This window comes from Sphingomonas sp. BL-S-25 (assembly GCF_055521555.1).
This window is the reverse complement of record NZ_CM145486.1, coordinates 727,205-744,917: the sequence shown is the minus strand read 5'-3', so window position 1 is coordinate 744,917 and position 17,713 is coordinate 727,205. Positions and strand designations below refer to the sequence as shown.

At 67.1% G+C, this 17,713-nt stretch carries 19 protein-coding genes and 2 tRNA genes; 13 read left to right on the top strand and 8 right to left on the bottom strand.

Annotated features, from left to right (window positions below; translation table 11 throughout):
- Positions 1–104 precede the first annotated feature (104 nt).
- Together ACZ1H8_RS03710 and ACZ1H8_RS03705 are read left to right on the top strand one after the other, a co-directional pair.
- On the top strand, positions 105–986 hold the full coding sequence (locus ACZ1H8_RS03710) for a dienelactone hydrolase family protein (RefSeq protein ID WP_465180040.1): 882 nt from the start codon (positions 105–107) through the stop codon (positions 984–986).
- Between the two features lie 134 nt (positions 987–1,120).
- Positions 1,121–1,516, top strand: coding sequence for a YqhA family protein (locus tag ACZ1H8_RS03705; protein ID WP_465180039.1), 396 nt, complete (start codon positions 1,121–1,123; stop codon positions 1,514–1,516).
- Positions 1,517–1,525: 9 nt separating this feature from the next.
- On the opposite strand, the gene ACZ1H8_RS03700 is transcribed toward ACZ1H8_RS03705, so the two are convergent.
- The 3 genes from ACZ1H8_RS03700 to ACZ1H8_RS03690 all read right to left on the bottom strand — a co-directional run bounded on the left by ACZ1H8_RS03700 (position 1,526) and on the right by ACZ1H8_RS03690 (position 3,755).
- Complete coding sequence (locus tag ACZ1H8_RS03700) at positions 1,526–1,723, bottom strand: DUF1289 domain-containing protein (protein ID WP_465180038.1); 198 nt, start codon at positions 1,721–1,723, stop codon at positions 1,526–1,528.
- A gap of 15 nt (positions 1,724–1,738) precedes the next feature.
- A complete protein-coding gene (locus ACZ1H8_RS03695; RefSeq protein ID WP_465180037.1) occupies positions 1,739–3,178 on the bottom strand; it encodes a DEAD/DEAH box helicase in 1,440 nt (479 codons plus the stop codon).
- 88 nt (positions 3,179–3,266) lie between these two features.
- Positions 3,267–3,755, bottom strand: a complete 489-nt coding sequence (locus tag ACZ1H8_RS03690; protein WP_110152359.1) for a hypothetical protein — start codon at positions 3,753–3,755, stop codon at positions 3,267–3,269.
- Positions 3,756–3,855: 100 nt separating this feature from the next.
- Between ACZ1H8_RS03690 and ACZ1H8_RS03685 the strand changes: the two genes are divergently transcribed.
- Together ACZ1H8_RS03685 and ACZ1H8_RS03680 are read left to right on the top strand one after the other, a co-directional pair.
- Positions 3,856–5,295 (top strand): FAD-binding oxidoreductase, encoded by a 1,440-nt coding sequence (locus ACZ1H8_RS03685; RefSeq protein WP_465180036.1) that lies wholly within the window; start codon positions 3,856–3,858, stop codon positions 5,293–5,295.
- Positions 5,296–5,345: 50 nt separating this feature from the next.
- Complete coding sequence (locus ACZ1H8_RS03680) at positions 5,346–6,161, top strand: SapC family protein (RefSeq protein ID WP_465180035.1); 816 nt, start codon at positions 5,346–5,348, stop codon at positions 6,159–6,161.
- Positions 6,162–6,484: 323 nt separating this feature from the next.
- Here the strand turns inward: ACZ1H8_RS03680 and ACZ1H8_RS03675 are convergent, their stop codons facing one another.
- Positions 6,485–7,330, bottom strand: coding sequence for an N-formylglutamate amidohydrolase (locus tag ACZ1H8_RS03675; protein WP_465180034.1), 846 nt, complete (start codon positions 7,328–7,330; stop codon positions 6,485–6,487).
- Positions 7,331–7,445: 115 nt separating this feature from the next.
- Between ACZ1H8_RS03675 and cpdR the strand changes: the two genes are divergently transcribed.
- From cpdR to ACZ1H8_RS03650, 5 genes are all read left to right on the top strand, one after another.
- A complete protein-coding gene (cpdR, locus tag ACZ1H8_RS03670; RefSeq protein ID WP_465180033.1) occupies positions 7,446–7,823 on the top strand; it encodes a cell cycle two-component system response regulator CpdR in 378 nt (125 codons plus the stop codon).
- A gap of 80 nt (positions 7,824–7,903) precedes the next feature.
- Positions 7,904–7,978 (top strand) — tRNA-Val (locus ACZ1H8_RS03665).
- Between the two features lie 150 nt (positions 7,979–8,128).
- Positions 8,129–8,962, top strand: coding sequence for an ABC transporter substrate-binding protein (locus ACZ1H8_RS03660; RefSeq protein ID WP_465180032.1), 834 nt, complete (start codon positions 8,129–8,131; stop codon positions 8,960–8,962).
- The gene (locus ACZ1H8_RS03655; RefSeq protein WP_465180031.1) at positions 8,959–9,930 is read left to right on the top strand and encodes a FecCD family ABC transporter permease; all 972 of its coding nucleotides are present in this window, start codon (positions 8,959–8,961) and stop codon (positions 9,928–9,930) included. Before ACZ1H8_RS03660 ends, ACZ1H8_RS03655 begins: the two co-directional genes overlap by 4 nt.
- On the top strand, positions 9,921–10,706 hold the full coding sequence (locus ACZ1H8_RS03650; RefSeq protein WP_465180030.1) for an ABC transporter ATP-binding protein: 786 nt from the start codon (positions 9,921–9,923) through the stop codon (positions 10,704–10,706). The genes ACZ1H8_RS03655 and ACZ1H8_RS03650 overlap by 10 nt, the downstream gene beginning before the upstream one ends.
- A gap of 8 nt (positions 10,707–10,714) precedes the next feature.
- Here the strand turns inward: ACZ1H8_RS03650 and ACZ1H8_RS03645 are convergent, their stop codons facing one another.
- A complete protein-coding gene (locus ACZ1H8_RS03645; protein ID WP_465180029.1) occupies positions 10,715–10,918 on the bottom strand; it encodes a hypothetical protein in 204 nt (67 codons plus the stop codon).
- A gap of 64 nt (positions 10,919–10,982) precedes the next feature.
- A complete protein-coding gene (locus ACZ1H8_RS03640) occupies positions 10,983–11,162 on the bottom strand; it encodes a hypothetical protein (RefSeq protein WP_465180028.1) in 180 nt (59 codons plus the stop codon).
- A 144-nt stretch (positions 11,163–11,306) separates the two neighbouring features.
- Between ACZ1H8_RS03640 and ACZ1H8_RS03635 the strand changes: the two genes are divergently transcribed.
- The 4 genes from ACZ1H8_RS03635 to ACZ1H8_RS03620 all read left to right on the top strand — a co-directional run bounded on the left by ACZ1H8_RS03635 (position 11,307) and on the right by ACZ1H8_RS03620 (position 14,851).
- Positions 11,307–11,391 (top strand) — tRNA-Leu (locus tag ACZ1H8_RS03635).
- 62 nt (positions 11,392–11,453) lie between these two features.
- A complete protein-coding gene (gene tig, locus ACZ1H8_RS03630) occupies positions 11,454–13,145 on the top strand; it encodes a trigger factor (RefSeq protein WP_465180027.1) in 1,692 nt (563 codons plus the stop codon).
- Between the two features lie 73 nt (positions 13,146–13,218).
- Positions 13,219–13,698, top strand: a complete 480-nt coding sequence (locus ACZ1H8_RS03625) for a protein-tyrosine phosphatase family protein (protein ID WP_465180026.1) — start codon at positions 13,219–13,221, stop codon at positions 13,696–13,698.
- 226 nt (positions 13,699–13,924) lie between these two features.
- On the top strand, positions 13,925–14,851 hold the full coding sequence (locus ACZ1H8_RS03620) for a glycosyltransferase family 2 protein (protein WP_465180025.1): 927 nt from the start codon (positions 13,925–13,927) through the stop codon (positions 14,849–14,851).
- 1 nt (position 14,852) lies between these two features.
- Here ACZ1H8_RS03620 and ACZ1H8_RS03615 read toward each other — a convergent pair whose 3' ends face one another.
- Both ACZ1H8_RS03615 and ACZ1H8_RS03610 read right to left on the bottom strand, forming a co-directional pair.
- Positions 14,853–15,872: an SDR family oxidoreductase gene (locus ACZ1H8_RS03615; protein WP_465180024.1), complete on the bottom strand. Its 1,020-nt coding sequence runs from the start codon at positions 15,870–15,872 to the stop codon at positions 14,853–14,855.
- Positions 15,873–15,919: 47 nt separating this feature from the next.
- The gene (locus ACZ1H8_RS03610; protein WP_465180023.1) at positions 15,920–17,638 is read right to left on the bottom strand and encodes a hypothetical protein; all 1,719 of its coding nucleotides are present in this window, start codon (positions 17,636–17,638) and stop codon (positions 15,920–15,922) included.
- Positions 17,639–17,713: the final 75 nt, after the last annotated feature.

The window sequence follows — 17,713 nt, the reverse complement described above, 5'->3', positions numbered from 1 at the left end:
CCCTCCCGCAAGCGGGAGGGGGACTATGGCGGTTGGGCGCCCTTCAAACCATGACGCAGCCTCGTGCCTCGTCTAGCCTCGCCCGATCGACTCGGGAGATCCGCATGACCGACGACCTGCGCCAGCGCGCGATCCGTATCTATGACGCCTTCACCCATGAGCATCTCGACCGGCGGCGGCTGCTGCGCGACATGACGGGACTCGCGGGCTCGGTCGCTGCAGCGGAACTGCTGATCGCCGGCATCGCCGCGTCGCCGGCGGCGGCGCAACAGGTCCCGGCTGACGACAAGCGGCTGGTTGCCAGACGCCACGACTATAGCGCTGGCGGCACCGCAATGAGCGGGTATCTGGTCGAGCCGGTCGGCAAGAAGGCGCGCCGCGGCGCCGTGATGGTGATCCACGAGAATCGCGGGTTGACCGCCCATATCGAGGATGTCGCGCGCCGCGTGGCGCTGGACGGGTTCACTGCCTTCGCGCCCGATTTCCTGACGCCGTCGGGCGGTACGCCCAAGGGCGATGACGACAAGGCACGGCAGATGATCGGGGCGCTCGATCTGGCGAAGACGGTCCAGATCGGCGCCTCGACGCTCGCCATGCTGCGCAGCCTGAAGGGGACCAACGGCAAGGTCGGCGCGGTCGGTTTCTGCTGGGGAGGGGCGATGGTCAACCGGCTGGCGGTCGCGGCCGGCACGGGGCTCGATGCCGGCGTCGCCTATTATGGCCCGGCGCCGACCCCGGCCGAGGCGTCGAAGGTGCAGGCGGCGCTGCTGCTCCACTATGCCGGCAATGACGCGCGGGTGAATGCGACTGCCGAGCCTTGGGTCGCGGCGCTGAAGGCGGACGGCAAGCACGTAGAATCCTTCACCTATGCCGGGGTCGAGCACGCCTTCAACAACGACACCTCGAAGGAGCGCTACAATGCCGAGGCGGCGGCGCTCGCCTGGGAGCGGACGATCGCCTTTCTGCGACGGCATCTTGCCGGATGACAGCCTGTCGCACTGCCCCTTGATCGTGCCTCCGACGCCCGACTGTGGGAGAGGCGGGCAGGGAGCAGGGGGTATGATGCTCAAGAAGCGTGAGTTCGAAAGCGGGCTGTTCGCAATCTCGCTGGTTGCTGGCGATGATCCCATACACGCTGACGATGGGCGTCGAGGATGCGATCCTCAAGGTCCTGACGCTGCTCGACATCGCGCTGGCGGCAAACCTGATCCTGGTGGTGATCCTCGCGGGCTATGAAAGCTTCGTGTCGAAGATCGATACCGAGGGGCATGAGGATCGCCCTGCATGGATGGGGACGACCAGCTTCTCCGGCCTGAAGCTCAAGCTTTATGCATCGATCGTCGCGATCTCCGGCATCCAGCTGCTCAAGAGCTTCATGGCGATCGGCGAGCGGCCGCTGACCGATCGCGAGCTGTTCTGGATGACGGTGATCCACTTCGCGTTCGTGATCACCGCGCTGCTGTCCGCACTGACCGACTGGCTGTCCAGCCGCCAGGGCAAGAAAAACGTTCCCTGACCCGAGGGGTCAGCGCTTCATCGCGCTCAGCCTGTCGGGCAGTTGGGCCATCACCGCATCGCGATCGCTGGCGTCGGTCCCGCTCCAGCGCGCGATCTCCCGCGTCGTCCGGCCACAGCCTTCGCACCAGCCGGTCGATCGATCGATCCGGCAGATATTGACGCACGGGCTCGGCACCGCCGCGACGAATTCGATCAGGTCATCCATCGCGGGCCGGACCGCTCAGTCGACGGCGAGAGTGACGCTCAGGAACTCGGGGATCGGACCGTTCCAGCCCATGTCGGGACCGTCATCCTCGGCTTCGCGGCGGCGCGAGGAGCGCTCCGGCTGACGCTCGTCGCGGCGCGGGCGATCGTCGCGCTTCGGGCGATCCTCCTGCTGCGTGCGTGCCTCCTGCTGCGTGCGTGCCTCCGGGGCGGCCTGTGCCTGCGTCTCGTCGGTCGACTTGGCCTTGGCGCCGGTCTTTTCCTTGCGCTCCCGGCCCGGCTTGACCTTGTCGCCGCGCTTCGGCTTCTCCGCCTCGGGCTCAGCCTCGGCGGCGGGGGCGCCCCCCATGTCGAGCCGCTGGATCTTCTGGCTGGTCAGCTTCTCGATATTCTCGAGATTCTCGGCATCGTCGGGCGTGACGAGCGTATAGGCGACGCCGGTCGCGCCTGCCCGACCGGTGCGGCCGATGCGATGGACATAATCGTCCGGGTGCCAGGGTGCATCATAGTTGAAGACGTGGCTGACACCCTTGATGTCCAGCCCGCGCGCCGCGACGTCGGACGCCACCAGGATGTTGACGTCGCCCTTCTTGAACCGGTCGAGCTCTGCCAGGCGCTGCGGCTGTTCCATGTCGCCATGGATCTCGCCCGAGCGGAAGCCGGCACGCTGCAGCGACTTGTTCAGGTCGCGCACGGTGGTCTTGCGGTTGGCGAAGATGATCGCGGTCTTGACGTCGTCGCCGTTCAGCAGCTTTTCGAGCGTCGAGCGCTTCTTCTGCCCCGACACCGGCACCACCCATTGGGTGATGTTGGTGTTGGTCGATGCCGGCCGGGCAACCTCGATCGTCTTGGGTGACTCCAGGAATCGGTCGGCCAGCTTCTTGATCGGCGGCGGCATTGTCGCGGAGAACAGCAGGGTCTGGCGGGTCTTGGGCAGCTTGGTGCAGATTTCCTCGATATCGGGGATGAACCCCATGTCGAGCATGCGGTCGGCCTCGTCGATCACCAGCATCGAACAGCCGGTCAGCAGGATCTTGCCGCGCTGGAACAGGTCCATCAGGCGGCCCGGCGTCGCGATCAGCACGTCGACGCCCTTTTCCAGCGCTTTGATCTGGTCGCCCATCTGAACGCCGCCGATCAGCAGCGCCATCGAGAGCTTGTGGTTCTGGCCGTATTTCTCGAAATTCTCGGCGACCTGAGCGGCGAGTTCGCGCGTCGGCTCAAGGATCAGACTGCGCGGCATCAGCGCGCGGGTGCGGCCCTCACCCAGAATGTCGATCATCGGCAGGACGAACGCGGCGGTCTTGCCCGTGCCGGTCTGGGCAATGGCGATCAGGTCCTTGCCCATCAGGACCGACGGGATCGCCTGCTTCTGAACGGGGGTCGGATCGGAATAGCCGGCGCCGCTGATGGCGCTCAACAGTTCGTCGGAAAGGCCGAGATCGGCAAAGCTCATGCGAATGTCCGGAAAAGGGGCACAAAAACTGCGCTCCAGTTGCGCCGCGCGCTCGCGGATTTACCTGCAAAAGTCAAGCTGACGATGGTTATTTGGCGGGAATCAGCGCCTTGAACCCGGTGATGTTGCAGGTCCGGCCGGCGCGCGAGCGAATCGAGTCGCGGGCGGCGCACATCTTTCCGTCGCGATTCGGCTTCACGTAAAAGCCCGAATAAAAGCCCAGCGCCTGGCAGTTCTTGTCGAGCACCGCGCGGCGCATCGACCCGTCGCTCAGCATCAGGTCCACGCTGTCGGGACGCGAGACCGAGAAGCCGGCAATGCGCTGCACCGACAGGCAATCATCGGTCTTCTTCTCTCGGTAGCTCATCCGCGGCGGCGGCGGCGCCACCGGCGCGGTCATGGTCGAGCGCGTCACGATCGTCGTGCGCGTCACCATCACGTTGGGCACATGGATCACGATGTGCTGGCTCTGCTGAACCAGCGCGTCCCAGTCGAGCATCGACACGCGTTCGGGCGTCGCGGCGGGCGACGCCACGAGCAACAGAAGTGCCGGCGCAAGGGACAGGGGATTCAACATGAACGCGCGACCATTACGTCGCGGGTTTGAACATGGGATGAACTGACCTTGCAAGTCCCGATGCTGGCTGGTTGCCGATCTCCATGCTAACCGGCCGCCCATGACGCCCGCCCAGCAGACCCTGATCGACACCGTCCGCAGCCGTTTCGGCGACAAGGCGGTTACCACCGACCCGCAGGACATCGCGCCCTGGCTCAACGACTGGCGCGGACGTTATTTCGGCGCTGCCCCCGCGATCCTGTCGCCGGCGTCGCGGGACGAGGTCTCGGCGATCGTGGCGCTCGCGCACCAGGCGCGACTGCCGCTGGTGCCGCAGGGCGGCAACACGTCGATGGTCGGCGGCGCCACCCCGCCGGCGGACGGATCGGCGCTGATCCTGTCGCTGCGCCGGCTGAACCGCATCCGCAGCCTGTCACCGGACGAGAATCTGGCCGTCGCCGAGGCCGGCGTGATCCTCTCCGACCTGCATGATGCTGCGCTGGCCAAGGGGCGACGCTTTCCGCTGACGCTCGGCGCCAAGGGCAGCGCGACGGTCGGCGGCCTGGTCTCGACCAATGCCGGCGGGACCCAGGTGCTGCGCTTCGGCACGATGCGCAGCCTGGTCGCCGGGGTCGAGGCGGTGCTGCCCGACGGGTCGGTGCATGACGGGCTGGCCGCGCTCAAGAAGGACAATCGCGGCTACGACATCAATCAGCTGCTGATCGGGGCCGAAGGAACGATCGGCGTGATCACCGCGGCAAGCCTCAGGCTGGTTCCTGCGATCGCCGCCCGCGCCGTCGCCTGGGTGGCGCTGGAAAGCCCGCACGCCGCGCTCGCGCTGCTCCGGTCGATCGACATGCCGGCGATCGAGAGTTTCGAGATCGTGCCGGGGGATTCGCTGGCGCTGGTGCTGAAGCATATCCCCGGAACGCGCGCGCCGCTGGCAGGCGCGCATCCCTGGCATGTGCTGATCGAGGCGGTGTCGTCCGAGGCTGGCGGCGAGCCGCCCGCGGCGCTGCTCGAGCGGCTGCTCGGTCCTGCGCTGGAAACCGGCCTGGTCCAGGATGCGGTGATCGCCGCCAACGAGACCCAGGCCGAGGCGCTGTGGCGGATCCGCGATTCGCTGTCCGAGGCGGAGCGCGCCAGCGGGCCGGCGGTCCAGCATGACATCTCGGTCCCGGTGTCGGGGATGCCCGACTTCATGATCGACGGCGCGGCCGAGGCCGAACGCCGCTTCCCCGGCACCCATGCCACCGCTTTCGGCCATCTCGGCGACGGCAATGTCCATTTCCATGTCCGCGCACCCGAAGGCATGGCGCGTGACACCTTCTATGCCGAACTGGCGCCGTCGATAACTGCACTGGTCCATGACATGGTCGTGGCGGCAGGTGGATCGATTTCGGCCGAACATGGCATCGGCCAGATGAAGCGCGACGAGCTGGCGCGGCTGGGGCCGGCTTCGCGGATCGCGATGCTGTCGGCGATCAAGTCGGCCCTCGATCCCCACGGGCTGTTCAATCCGGGAAAGCTCGTGCTTGCACGCACCGCCAACACTCCATAGACCCCGGCGGCGCTTTCCGCACACAAATGAAGATTCCCTAGGAGATTGAGATGGCCTCCGCGCCGCAGCCGCAGCCGCTTCCGCTTTTCTATAACGACCTGCAGCCGCTTTCGAGCCAGGTCCATGCCGACTGGCGCGTGCGCCCGACCGATCGTGCGAAGTTCCTCGCCAACCATCACGCGATCCCGCTGACGGTCGAGGAATTCCCGCAGGCGCAGCGCTTCATGCCGATCATCTTCTCCAGCGGCCCCGACGCGGTTCCGCTGGCGCTGTTCGGCCTGAACGAAGGCGTGAACGTGTTCTTTGACGAGGAAGGCCAGCTGACTCAGGTCATTCGCGACGAGCAGGGCACCGTCATCGAATCGAACTTCTACGTTCCGGCCTATATCCGCCGTTACCCCTATCTCCTGGCCCGGCTGCAGCCGAACAGCGAGGAACTCTCGCTGTGCTTCGATCCGACCGCCGACACGATCGGCGCGTTCGAGGAAGGCGACAAGCTGTTCGACGGCGACCAGCCGAGCGAGCTGACCAAGGCGATCCTCGAGTTCAACCGTCAGTTCGAGGAAGCGGGCCAGCGCACCGCGCAGTTCGTCAAGGAACTCCAGGATCTCGACCTGCTGATGGAAGGCGAAGTCTCGATCCAGGCTGACGGCTCGTCGCAGCCCTTCGTCTATCGCGGCTTCAGCATGGTCAACGAAGAGAAGCTCAACCAGCTGCGCGGCGACCAGCTGCGCAAGATCGTGCAGAGCGGCATGCTGCCGCTGATCTACGCGCATCTCTTCTCGCTCAGCCAGATCCGCGAGATCTTCGCCCGCCAGCAGCGCATGGGCAAGATCGTGAGCCAGCAGCCGTTCAACGCGGCCTGATCGATCCCGGCGGGGAGCCGCGCCGCCACCGGCGGTGCATCGCGGTTCCCCGCCGCGTTCATGTAATTGAAAGGTTTCGCTCCCGGGCGCGATAGTCCCGGTCGAGCATTGGTGCGAACGGTTCATCGCATCCGAAGCGCAGTTCCTCGATAGGCTGTGCAATCCCTTGAAACCTTCGGGCAGCTCATCTATATTGTTCTGTACATGGTCTCGTGTCCCCCCTTTCGCGGGATCGTGTGGCACGCCTCCGGGCGTGTCTCCTCCCTGAACCTTGGCCACCCCGTGCTTGCACGGGGTGGTTTTTTATGTGGCGAAGGGCAGGGTCACTCTGCGGCGAGCTGACCCGGCAGAGCCTCGTCGGCCAGCGCATCGATCATGTCGCGCACGATCCGGATGACCAGCGCCAGGCCCGCGCCGGTCTGATCGAGGGTCGAATCGAGATAGAGCGAGCGGTCGAACTCGACCTGGATCGCGTGAATGCCGCGGCGCGGGTCAGCGTGTCGCTGGAGGATGTATCCACCGGCATAGGGCGTGTTGATCGCCGCGGCGATGCCATGAGCACGCACGACGCCCTCCAGCCGGCTCACCAGCCGCGACTGAGCCGACTTTCCGAACCGGTCGCCCAGCACGATGCGCGGTGAGCTGTCCGGCGGTCCCAGCGGCGGCATCGAGTGGAGGTCGAGCAGCACCGCGATCCCGAATCGCCGATGCGCCGCCGCCAGCGCCTCCGAAAGGGCGACATGATAGGGGCGATGATCCTCGGCGATGCGTGCGGTGACCTCGGCATCGGTCAGCCGCCGCTGCCAGATTTCGCCCGACGCCCCGGCGCGGCGCGGAATCAGGCCCAGTCCGCTGCGCAGCTTGGCGGACTGAGGCTGGCCACCCATCGGCGCGCCCTCGTCGATGCGCGGGTCGCGCTCATGCTCGGCGCGGTTGAGGTCGATCCAGGCGCGTGCGCGCTGCGCCACCAGCATCGTCTCGTCGTGGCGGGCGGCAAGGGCGGCGGCGTCGATATGGCGGTCCTCCAGCGGCCGCAGTCCGATCACCGGAACCCGCAGGGCCTTGAGCAGCGCCGGGGGATAGTCTCGTCCGGCATGCGGAACCGAAAGCACGATGGGGCTGGTCGGGCATTCGGGCCCGAGCCGCAGGAAGGATGGCGTTGCCGTCACGACGGACAGCCTAGATTTCGTGTCGGATCGGGGCAAGCCGCACCATGCTTCGGCTGGAAAACCTGTTGGGGCTGGGGCATAGCGACGGGGCGGGGGGTGACCGCATGGGGATCCGATGTACCGAATTCTGCTGGCCGAGGACGACACGGTGATGCGCGAATATCTGACGCGCGCCCTGGAGCGTTCGGGCTATGCGGTCAGCGCGGTCGATCGCGGCACCGCCGCCATCCCGCTGCTGGAAAACGAGCGCTTCGACCTTTTGCTGACGGACATCGTCATGCCCGAGATGGACGGGATCGAGCTCGCCCAGCAGGCCGGCGAGATGGCGCCGGACATGCGGGTGATGTTCATCACCGGCTTCGCCGCGGTGACGCTGAAGGCGGGCAAGCAGGTGCCCCAGGCACGTGTCCTGTCCAAGCCGTTCCACCTGCGCGATCTGGTCATGGAAGTGGACCGGCTGTTCGAACCGGGCGCCGTTCCGAGCAGCAATTGAAGATTATGTGATTTTGCCGGTTGCAAGGGCAGGATAGTCCCGCTAATGCGCCGCTTCCCGTTTCGGCCCTCCGGGGCCTTGGGCGTGTAGCTCAGTGGTAGAGCACTGTGTTGACATCGCAGGGGTCGCAAGTTCAATCCTTGCCACGCCCACCATAAAGGCCCGCCAGCTCAACGAGTTGGCGGGCTTTTTGCTGTCCGGCGCTCGCGGTTTGATGGTAATTCGAGTCGCCAGCCGTCCGGCCGAACATCCGGTTATTTTCCGCACGCGCCGAGCCCGCAATCATGCTCTATGGCGGCGTGCCGATGCCGTCCGTTCCCAAGCCCCTTGTCGCCCTGCTGTGTCTGGCTTCGGCCGGATGCGCCGCGCCGCCGTCAGCGGGCGGCGGGGGCATCGTCTCGACCAACCCGTGCGCCGATGCGATCCTGGTGGAGCTGGCGCCCGACCGGCTCACGGCGATCAGCCATTATTCGCACGATCCGCAATCCTCCTCGATCGCGCCGGACGTCGCACGCCGCTTTCGCGCGCTCGGCGGGACAGTGGAGGAAGTCATCGCGATGAAGCCCGACCTGGTGGTGGCCGATGCCTTCACCTCGCCCGCGGCGCGCAGTGCCTATGCCCGGGCGGGGATCCGCACCGTCTATCTCGACTGGCCGACGACGATCGATCAGAGCAAGCGCGACGTGACGCAGTTGGCGCAGGCGGTCGGACGTGACGATGCGGGCAGGGCGATGAACGCGCGAATCGATCGCGCCGTGGCCGATGCTGCCTGGACCGGGCCAAAGGTCTCTGCCTTGCTGTGGATCGGCGGCAACCTCGCAAATGGCGGCGGAACGCTGCTCAACGACATGATGACGCGCGCCGGCTTCTCCAATCATGGCGCGCATTACGGCTTGCAGTTCACCGGCAGCCTGCCCATCGAGCGGGTCGTGATCGATCCGCCCCGCGTCATGCTCGTTCCCGATCCGCCCGGCCGCGCCGCGGGATCGCGCGCCGCCGAAATGCGTGCGCGTGCCATCGCCGCCTCGGGCGCGCGGGTCACCCAGGCGCAGCTTCCGCGCGAGCTGGTCAATTGCGGCGGGCCGGTGATCATCGGTGCGATGCGCCGCCTCGCCGAGGTCCGGAGGGGCGTCCGATGAGCCGCACGGCTTTGTCGATCATGCTGGTGTTGCTGGTGCTGCTCCTGTTCGCGGCCTCGCTGGCTGCGGGCAAGGTCTGGGTGCCGTTCGATGCCTGGTTCTCGAACGATCCGCGCTGGTGGATCATCGCCGAGCTTCGCCTGCCGCGCGCGATCCTGGGCCTTGCGATCGGCGCGGCGCTGGGCCTGACCGGCGCGGTGCTGCAGGGATTTCTGCGCAATCCGCTGGCCGACCCCTCGGTGATCGGCATTTCGTCCTGCGCGGCGCTGGGGGCGGTGACGGTGATCGTCCTGTTCTCGACGATGGCGCCGCTCGCGATCTTCGCGGGAGCGATGATCGCCGCCTGTGGCTCGATGCTGCTGCTGGCCGGGCTCGCCTGGCGCGCGGACAGCGCGGTCGCCTTCATCCTGGCGGGCACCGTGCTCGCCAGCCTGGCTGCGGCGCTGACCGCCTTCCTGATCTCGATCGCGCCCAATCCCTATGCGGTGGCGGAGATCATCGACTGGATCATGGGATCGCTGACCGATCGCAACTTCACCGAGGTGCAGTTTGCGCTGCCCTTCATCGCGATCGGATCGCTGCTGTTGTTCTTCACGGGCCGCTCGCTCGATGCGCTGACCCTGGGGGAGGCCGCCGCGCGGTCGCTCGGCGTGCGGATCGCCCGCACCCAGGCGCTGATCATCCTCGGCTCGGGGCTGGCGGTGGGTGCCAGCGTCGCGGTGACCGGGGTGGTCGGCTTTGTCGGGCTGATCGTTCCCCATCTGCTGCGGCCGCTGGTTGGCGCGCGCCCTGGTGCCCTGCTCCTGCCCAGCGCGCTGGGCGGTGCGGCGCTGGTTCTCGCGGCCGACAGCCTGGTGCGGCTGGCGCCCGGTGCGGGCGAGGTACGGTTGGGCGTCGCCATGGCGCTGCTCGGCACACCCTTCTTCTTCGCGCTCCTGCTCCGGCTCAGGGGATCGGCATGGAACTGAGCGTCCGCGACCTCGACGTGACGCTGGGCGGACGCCGCGTCCTCCACGGGATCAGCGTGCACTTTGCGCCCGGGCGGATCACGGCGGTGCTCGGGCCCAACGGATCGGGCAAGACGACGCTGGTGCGCAGCCTTGCCGGACTGGTCGAGATCGACGCCGGACAGGTTCGGCTGGGCGAGCGGATCATCGCCCGCGTGCCCCCGCGCGAACGTGCCCAGCTGATCGGATACCTGCCGCAAGACGGAACGGCGCACTGGAACCTCAATGTGCGCGAACTTGTCGCGCTCGGGCGCCTGCCGCATCGCGCGCCATTCGCCGGGCCGGGCCTGGAGGACCAGGCGGAGATTTCCGCGGCGCTGGCCGCGACCGACGCGATGCACCTTGCCGGTCGGCGCGTGCAGGAATTGTCGGGCGGCGAGCGGGCGCGGGTGTTGCTTGCCCGGGTGATGGCCGGTGCGCCCAGATGGCTGCTCGCCGACGAGCCGCTCGCCGCACTCGATCCCGCGCATCAGTTCGGCATGCTCGCGCAGTTGCGCGGGCTGGCGGCGACGGGGATGGGCGTGGTGATCGTGCTCCACGATCTCGCCCAGGCGGCGCGGATCGCGGACGATGTGGTGATCCTGAACCAGGGCAGGATCGTGGCATCCGGTCCGCGCGACGAGGGGCTGACGGTCGAGTCCCTGCGTGAGGCGTTCGGGGTCGAATCGGTGATGGTCGAGGTCGAGGAGGGCGTGGTGCTGCCGGTCCTGACAGGACGCACGCCCCGCCTCGACTAGGGGCTCGCTTATTGCGCGGTCTGGTCCTGGTTCTTGACCTCGCCTGCCGTGCCGCTCACCCCGTCAGGCGTGCCGGTCGGCTCCAGCGGCGAGGAGGACGGGCCGCCATCGACCGCCTCGGCGGCGTCGGATCGGGATCCGACCACCTGCTCCAGGTCGCTGCGCGGATCATGATTGCGGTCCAGTTCGGTATCGCGATTCGTATCGCCCATGGTCTTTCTCCTTCGATTTCGCCAACGCGCCCGGTCGTTCCGGGCGGCCGCCGCGGTCCTGTCGCTATCCGATCGGCTGGATCGGCGTGGGTGCCGGGGTCGTTCCCGGCTGCGGCGCGGGGACGTCGATATCGGGGGCGGGCGGGTTGATTTCCGGCGGCAGGTTGTCCGGCTGGCCGGGCTGGGGCGCCGGCGGCGCCTCGGGCTCGGGAACGGTGGGCGGGATCGGGGGCTCGACGGGCATTGAAACTCTCCTTGGTTGCCGATGACAACGCGAAGGACGGGGGCAGGTTCATCGTGATGTGGCGAAGGACTGCAGGGTTGCGAAACCTCGCCCTTGCCCTCGCACCCTCGACTGCTATAGAGCCCGCCGACCGGCGGTGCCCCTGCGGGCGTGGCGGAACTGGTAGACGCGCTGGATTTAGGTTCCAGTATCGCAAGATGTGGGGGTTCGACTCCCTTCGCCCGCACCAGCACCGCCGATCCTTGCAGCGTCCGGACGCCGCGATTCCGAATTCATTTTGAAAGCCGTGAAATGCAGACTGTCGAGACGTTGAACGAAGGCCTGAAGCGCGCATATACGCTGACGATCACCGCCAAGGACATCGATGCCAAGGTCGATGCCGAAGTGAAGCGCGTTGCGCCGCAGGTGCGCATGCCCGGTTTCCGCCCCGGCAAGGTTCCCGCGAACCTGGTCCGCAAGATGCACGGCGAGGCGATTGCCGCCGACGCGCTGAACACCGCGATCCAGGACGGCGTCCAGTCGCTCGTTGCCGAGAACAAGTTGCGTCCGGCAATGGCACCGTCGGTCAGCCTCGAGGAAGGCTATGAGGCGGGCAAGGACGCCACCGTCAAGGTCGAGCTCGAAGTGCTCCCCGACGTGCCGATGCCGGCGATCGACGGCCTGAAGCTCGAGCGCCTGACCGTTCCCGTCGCCGATTCGGCGGTCGAGGAGCAGCTGACCCAGCTCGCCGGCCAGCAGAAGGCCTGGGAAGACGCGGCCGAGGGCCATGCGGCTGCCGAGGGCAACCAGGTCACGATGGATTTCGTCGGCAAGACCGCGGACGGCGTCGCCTTCGAGGGCGGCACCGGCGAGGGCATGGCCGTCGAGATCGGTTCGGGCAATCTGATCCCCGGTTTCGAGGACCAGCTGGTCGGCGTGAAGGTCGGCGACGAGAAGCAGATCAGCGTCACCTTCCCGGAGGATTACGGCGCCAAGGAACTGGCCGGCCAGCCCGCCACGTTCGACCTGAAGATCACCGCGGTGAAGACCGCCGGCGAGACCAAGATCGACGACGACTTCGCCAAGTCGCTCGGCCTGCAGGATCTCGCTCAGCTGACCGGCCTGCTGAAGGGCCAGCTGGAGCAGCAGAATAACGGCCTGACCCGCACCTATATGAAGCGCAAGCTGCTCGACCAGCTCGCCGCGGGCCATGACTTCCCGGTCCCGCCGTCGATGGTCGAGGCCGAGTTCGAGCAGATCTGGGCACAGCTCCAGCACGAAGCCGAGCATGAGGAAGATGCCGAGGCCGCCAAGGCCGAGCTGGAAGCCGAGCGCGACGATTATCGCGCCATCGCCGAGCGCCGCGTGCGCCTGGGCCTGCTCCTCTCGGAAATCGGCACCGCCAATGGCGTCGAGGTCAGCCAGCAGGAAATGAACATGCTCGTGGCCCAGGCCGCGCAGCAGTATAACGCGTCGGACCGCGAGCGCTTCATCCAGTATATCCGTCAGGAGCCGATGGCCGCCGCCCAGCTGCGCGCGCCGCTGTTCGAGGACAAGGTCGTCGACTTCCTGTTCGACAAGGCCGAGATCACCGACCGCGAAGTGACCCGCGAGGAACTGGAAGCGGCGATCGAGTCCGAGGAAGGCGCGATCCCGCACGTCCATGGTCCGGATTGCGGCCACGATCATGGCCATGACCACGCCGAGGCGAAGCCGGCCAAGAAGAAGGCAGCGGCCAAGAAGGCCGATGCCGCCCCCGAGCCTGAAGTCGCTGCGGACGCACCAGTCGCCGAGGAGCCGGTGAAGAAGGCCGCGACCAAGAAGGCACCGTCGAAGAAGGACGTCGCTCCCGAGACGCCCGCCGACGCCGACGCGCTGGTCGAGGCCGAGCCGGTGAAGAAGGCAGCCACCAAGAAGGCCGCCGCACCGAAGGCGGAAACCGCCGAAGCGGCCGAGGGCGAGGCCAAGCCCGCCAAGAAGGCTGCGGCCAAGAAGAAGGCCTGACCCTTCTCCAGCAACGAACCACCGGCGCTCGCGACCCAGGTCGCGGGCGCCGGTTTCGTTTGAGGGCTTGAAAATGGCATCCGACCTCTACTGGATCGATAGCGACGGCCCTTGGCGACTGGCCATCATGGCGCGTCCACGCGCCGGAGACTGGCTTGAGGACGAAGTGGCGCATTGGGAGCGTTCTGGTGTGACGACCGTGGTCAGTCTGCTGGAACGCGAAGAGGTGCAGGACCTGGGTCTGGAGGTCGAGTCCGACATTTGTGCTCGTCGCGGTATCGAGTTCCTGACCTTCCCGATCGAGGACCGGGGCGTGCCCGAGGATCGCGGTGCCATGAAAGCGTTCGTGCGCGGCCTTGCTTCCCGTGACGGGGCGATCGCGATCCATTGTCGCGCGGGGATCGGCCGCTCGTCACTGATCGCCGCCGCGATCATGATCGCCCGCGGCATGGTGCCCGCCCGAGCGCTCGAGACCATTCAGGCGGCGCGGGGACTGCCGGTTCCCGATACGGACGCGCAGCGGAACTGGATCTTGGGGTTCGAGATCGACTGACTATTGGCCGCCGCCTTAACGAACCGGTTTGCGTCCGCGCTCTGTCGGGCTCTTGCGGCGGCTCTGCAGGCGAACACCTTGTTGGACCCGCTCCGCGTCAGGCTGCCGATCGGATCGGACCGACGCGTGAACTTGATTGAACTCCCGTGGGTAAGTCGAAGCGGGCGTATGAGGCGTGTCGCCAAAAATCATCGAACAGAAATCGTTTCGGCCCTATGGCGTGCGCATGAGCCAGAAGATCGCGGTCGTCCTGCCCTGTTACAATGAAGAAGCTGCCATCGCGCAGACCGTGGCGGGGTTTCGCGCGGCGCTGCCGGGCGCGGTCATCTATGTCTATGACAATAACAGCCGCGACCGCACCGTCGAGGTCGCGCGTGCCGCCGGCGCGATCGTGCGCAGCGAGCGGATGCAGGGCAAGGGCAGCGTCGTCCGGCGGATGTTCGCCGACATCGAAGCCGATATCTATGTGATGGCGGACGGCGACGCGACCTATGACGCGGCAGCCGCCCCGGCAATGGTCGCCAAGCTGCTGGACGAGGGGCTCGACATGGTCGTCGGCACGCGCGTGCACGAGGCGGTCGAGGCCTATCGCCGCGGCCATGTACTGGGCAACCGGGTGATGACCGGCTTTCTCGCCAGCCTGTTCGGGCGCAGCTTCACCGACATCTTCTCGGGCTACCGCGTGTTCTCGCGCCGCTTCGTGAAGAGCTTCCCGGTGCTGTCGTCCGGCTTCGAGATCGAGACCGCGATCAGCATCCATGCGCTTGAACTAAAGATGCCGGTGGGGGAGATCGAGACCGCCTATCTTGCGCGCCCCGAAGGGTCGGAGTCCAAGCTCAACACCTATCGCGACGGCCTTCGCATCCTGAGGGTCATCCTGACCCTGTACCGGATCGAGCGGCCGATGCTGTTCTTCGGTGCCATCGCGGGGGTGCTGGCGCTGCTGGCGGTCATCCTCGCGATCCCGCTGGCCATCACCTATGCCCATACCGGGCTGGTGCCGCGCTTCCCGACCGCGATCCTGGCAACCGGCCTGATGATCCTGGCGTCGCTGAACCTGTTTGCCGGGCTGATCCTGGACACGGTCGTACATGGCCGGCGGGAGATGCGGCGGCTGGCCTATCTGGCGCAGCCGGGCCCGCTCCAGGACTGACTCAGCCGCGCTGCGGCTCGACCAGCCCCAGCGTCTTCAGGCTTTCGGCCGTCGCGAGGATCGCGTCCTCATTGGTTCGCGGAGTCCAGCCAAGCGCGCGTGCCTTGGCGTTGCTCGCCCAGCCGCGAATGCCGAGACGCGGCACCGCATCGCGCGCCAAGGGATTGAACAGCCCGACCAGTCGCACGACCCAGCTCGGCAGGCGCGGGGGCAGCTTCGTGCCCACCCCGCGGTGCAGGATCTCCGCCATCTGGCGCAGCGACACCGGCTCGCCCGCGATCGCCAGATAGCGTTCGCCCGCCGCCTCGGGCGAGGTCATCGCCAGCAGGTGCAGCGCGGCGACGTCGCGGACATCGACCACCCCGAACCACAGGTCGGCGGTGCCGGGCAGCTTGCCCGCCATCATCTGGCGCACCAGTTCGATCGAGGTGGACAAGTCGTTGTTGAGGGCAGGGCCGAAGATGCCGACCGGGTTGACCGTCGCCAGCTCCATCGCGCCGCCCTCGCTGTCCATGAAGGCCCAGGCGGCACGTTCGGCCAGCGTTTTGGACTTCATATAGGGCTGCACCGCCGGACCATCGACATGGGTCCAGTCCTGCTCGGTATAGGGCGTCTCGCGCGGACCATGGCCATAGCCGACCGCGGCGAAGGACGAGGTCAGCACCACCCGCTTCACCCCCGCGTCGCGGGCGGCGCGAAGCGCGCGCAGCGTGCCCTCGACAGCGGGCCGGATCACCTCCTGCTCGTCCCTGGGCTGGGTCAGCGGGAAGGGTGAGGCGACGTGCTGGACATAGTCGCATCCGGCAACCGCCTCGGCCCAGCCGTCATCGCGCTCGAGGTCGGCCGCGAAGAAGCGTAGCCGGCGGGTATCCGCGCCGTGCCGTTCCAGCGTCGCCCTGACCTCGGGCTCGCGCGCCAGGTTGCGGACGGTGGTGCGGACGTCGTGACCCGCGGCAAGCAGCTGGAGGATGACATGGCCGGCGACGAAGCCCGACCCCCCGGTGACCAGGATGGTACTCATATCCGCAACATGGGGTCAGGAGGATCGCGTACAAGGTTTCGTTCGCGTTATGAGACGAGTGGAAACCAGGCCTGCGGCTCACGGCGATCAAGGCCGCAGACGCGGGTCAGGCCGTGCGTCTTCACATAGGTGCGGATCCGCTGCGGATAGTCGGAGAAATCCGGACCGTAAAATGCCCAGTCGGGCGGGTTGAAGGTCGAGAAGCCGATGATCGTCGGCCGGTTGTAATAGGCGGCCAGCAGCATCGCATCGACATTGTGACGATAGCGCAGCATCAGGTCGCGCCCGTCGCTATAGCCCCACATCCCTACTACCCGTTCGGCCTCGGGCTCCTGTGCGGAGAAAGGCGGCCGCGCCAGCACGACGAAGAAGCTGTCGCATTCGGCCGGGGGCGGGCCTGCACTCGCCAGCATGTCCATCTGCTCGGCGCGATCGATCATGAGCGGTGCCTGAAGCTGGATCTGCTCGGCGAGCAGGAAGATGGCCAGTAGCGCAATCGCCACCGGACCGGCGCGCCAGCGCTGGAGGACCAGCATCGCCATCGCGATCATCGGAATCAGCATGAACAGCAGGATGCGCGATATCACCCGCACCCCGCTGGCGCCCGGAACCACCGGATAGAGATATTCCCACAGCGTCGCGTTGCCGCTCCACCGGGTCACCATCAGCACCAGGACGAGCAGTGCGATCCCGGCCGCGAGCATTAGCCTGGCCTCCCGGCGATGGCGGATCGCCCATGCCGCCGCGATCAGGGCCAGCACCAGCAGCCCGATCGGGAACCCGAATCGCTGCTCGCCGCCGCTCATCGGCCCGAGCAGCCTGCCCCAGACGAGATTGCCCTGGCCGACATTCACATAGGTCGACAGCGTCGGCAGATGCGGTCGCACCGCCTGGGCGAAGGGATGGCGGGCGCCCTCCGCCAGCTTGGGCAGATAGACCATCAGGAACGGGATCAGCGCCAGCGCGGATATTGCGGCGATCGCCATCAGGATCGGCCAGTGCCGACGGACGAGGTCCCACAGCCGGCTGCGCCATGCCGGACCCGCGACGATCAGCGCGGTCGGCACGAAGGCGAGCAGGAACAGCGAGAAGAACCAGATCTGGTAGAAGGCGTTGAGCGCGGTCAGCCCGAAGAGCAGCCCGAACCCCGCGCCATTGGCGAGCAGCGCGCGGCGGCGATCCCCGAGCCCGGCCCGCACCGCCTGGATCGCCAGCAGCATCAGCCACGGAATCAGTCCCACCGCCAGCAACTGCGCATGATAGATATGGAGCAGCGAGGCGTTGGCAGTCGCGAACAGCGCCGCGCCCAGCAGCGCGAAGGGCAGGCGGACACCCAGGCCGCGGCGCAGCAGCTCCGCCATGCCGAGGAAGCCGATCGTCTTCATCACGACATGTGCAAACAGGGTCGCGATGAACGGATCGCTGCCGATCATCCGCGCGACGGCATAGAAGAGGCCGGGCACGATGTTGGTGTCGTTATAGCCGAGCGTATCGGCATAGGGATGGAACCAGCCGGTCAGGTTCCAGGTGGCGCCCTTCGCGATGACCGCATGCCAATGCTCGAGAATCGCGATCTCGATCAGCCCGTCATAGCTGTCGCCGTAAAAGCGGGTGAAGCCGCTCAGTATCGGCCCGCGGAAGAAGATCGCCAGGCAGGCGACGAGCACCGCGACCACGAGCCCGCGCCGCCGCCACCGGGCCGCGACAGCCCCGCGGCCGGCGCGCTTCGTTTCATCTGCGTCGCGATGGACCGTGTCGCCGCTCATGCCGTAGTCCGTGCCCCCTTGCGCCCCGGCAGTCGAGCGCCGATGTAGTCCGCGGGCAAGAACGACAAACGAGAA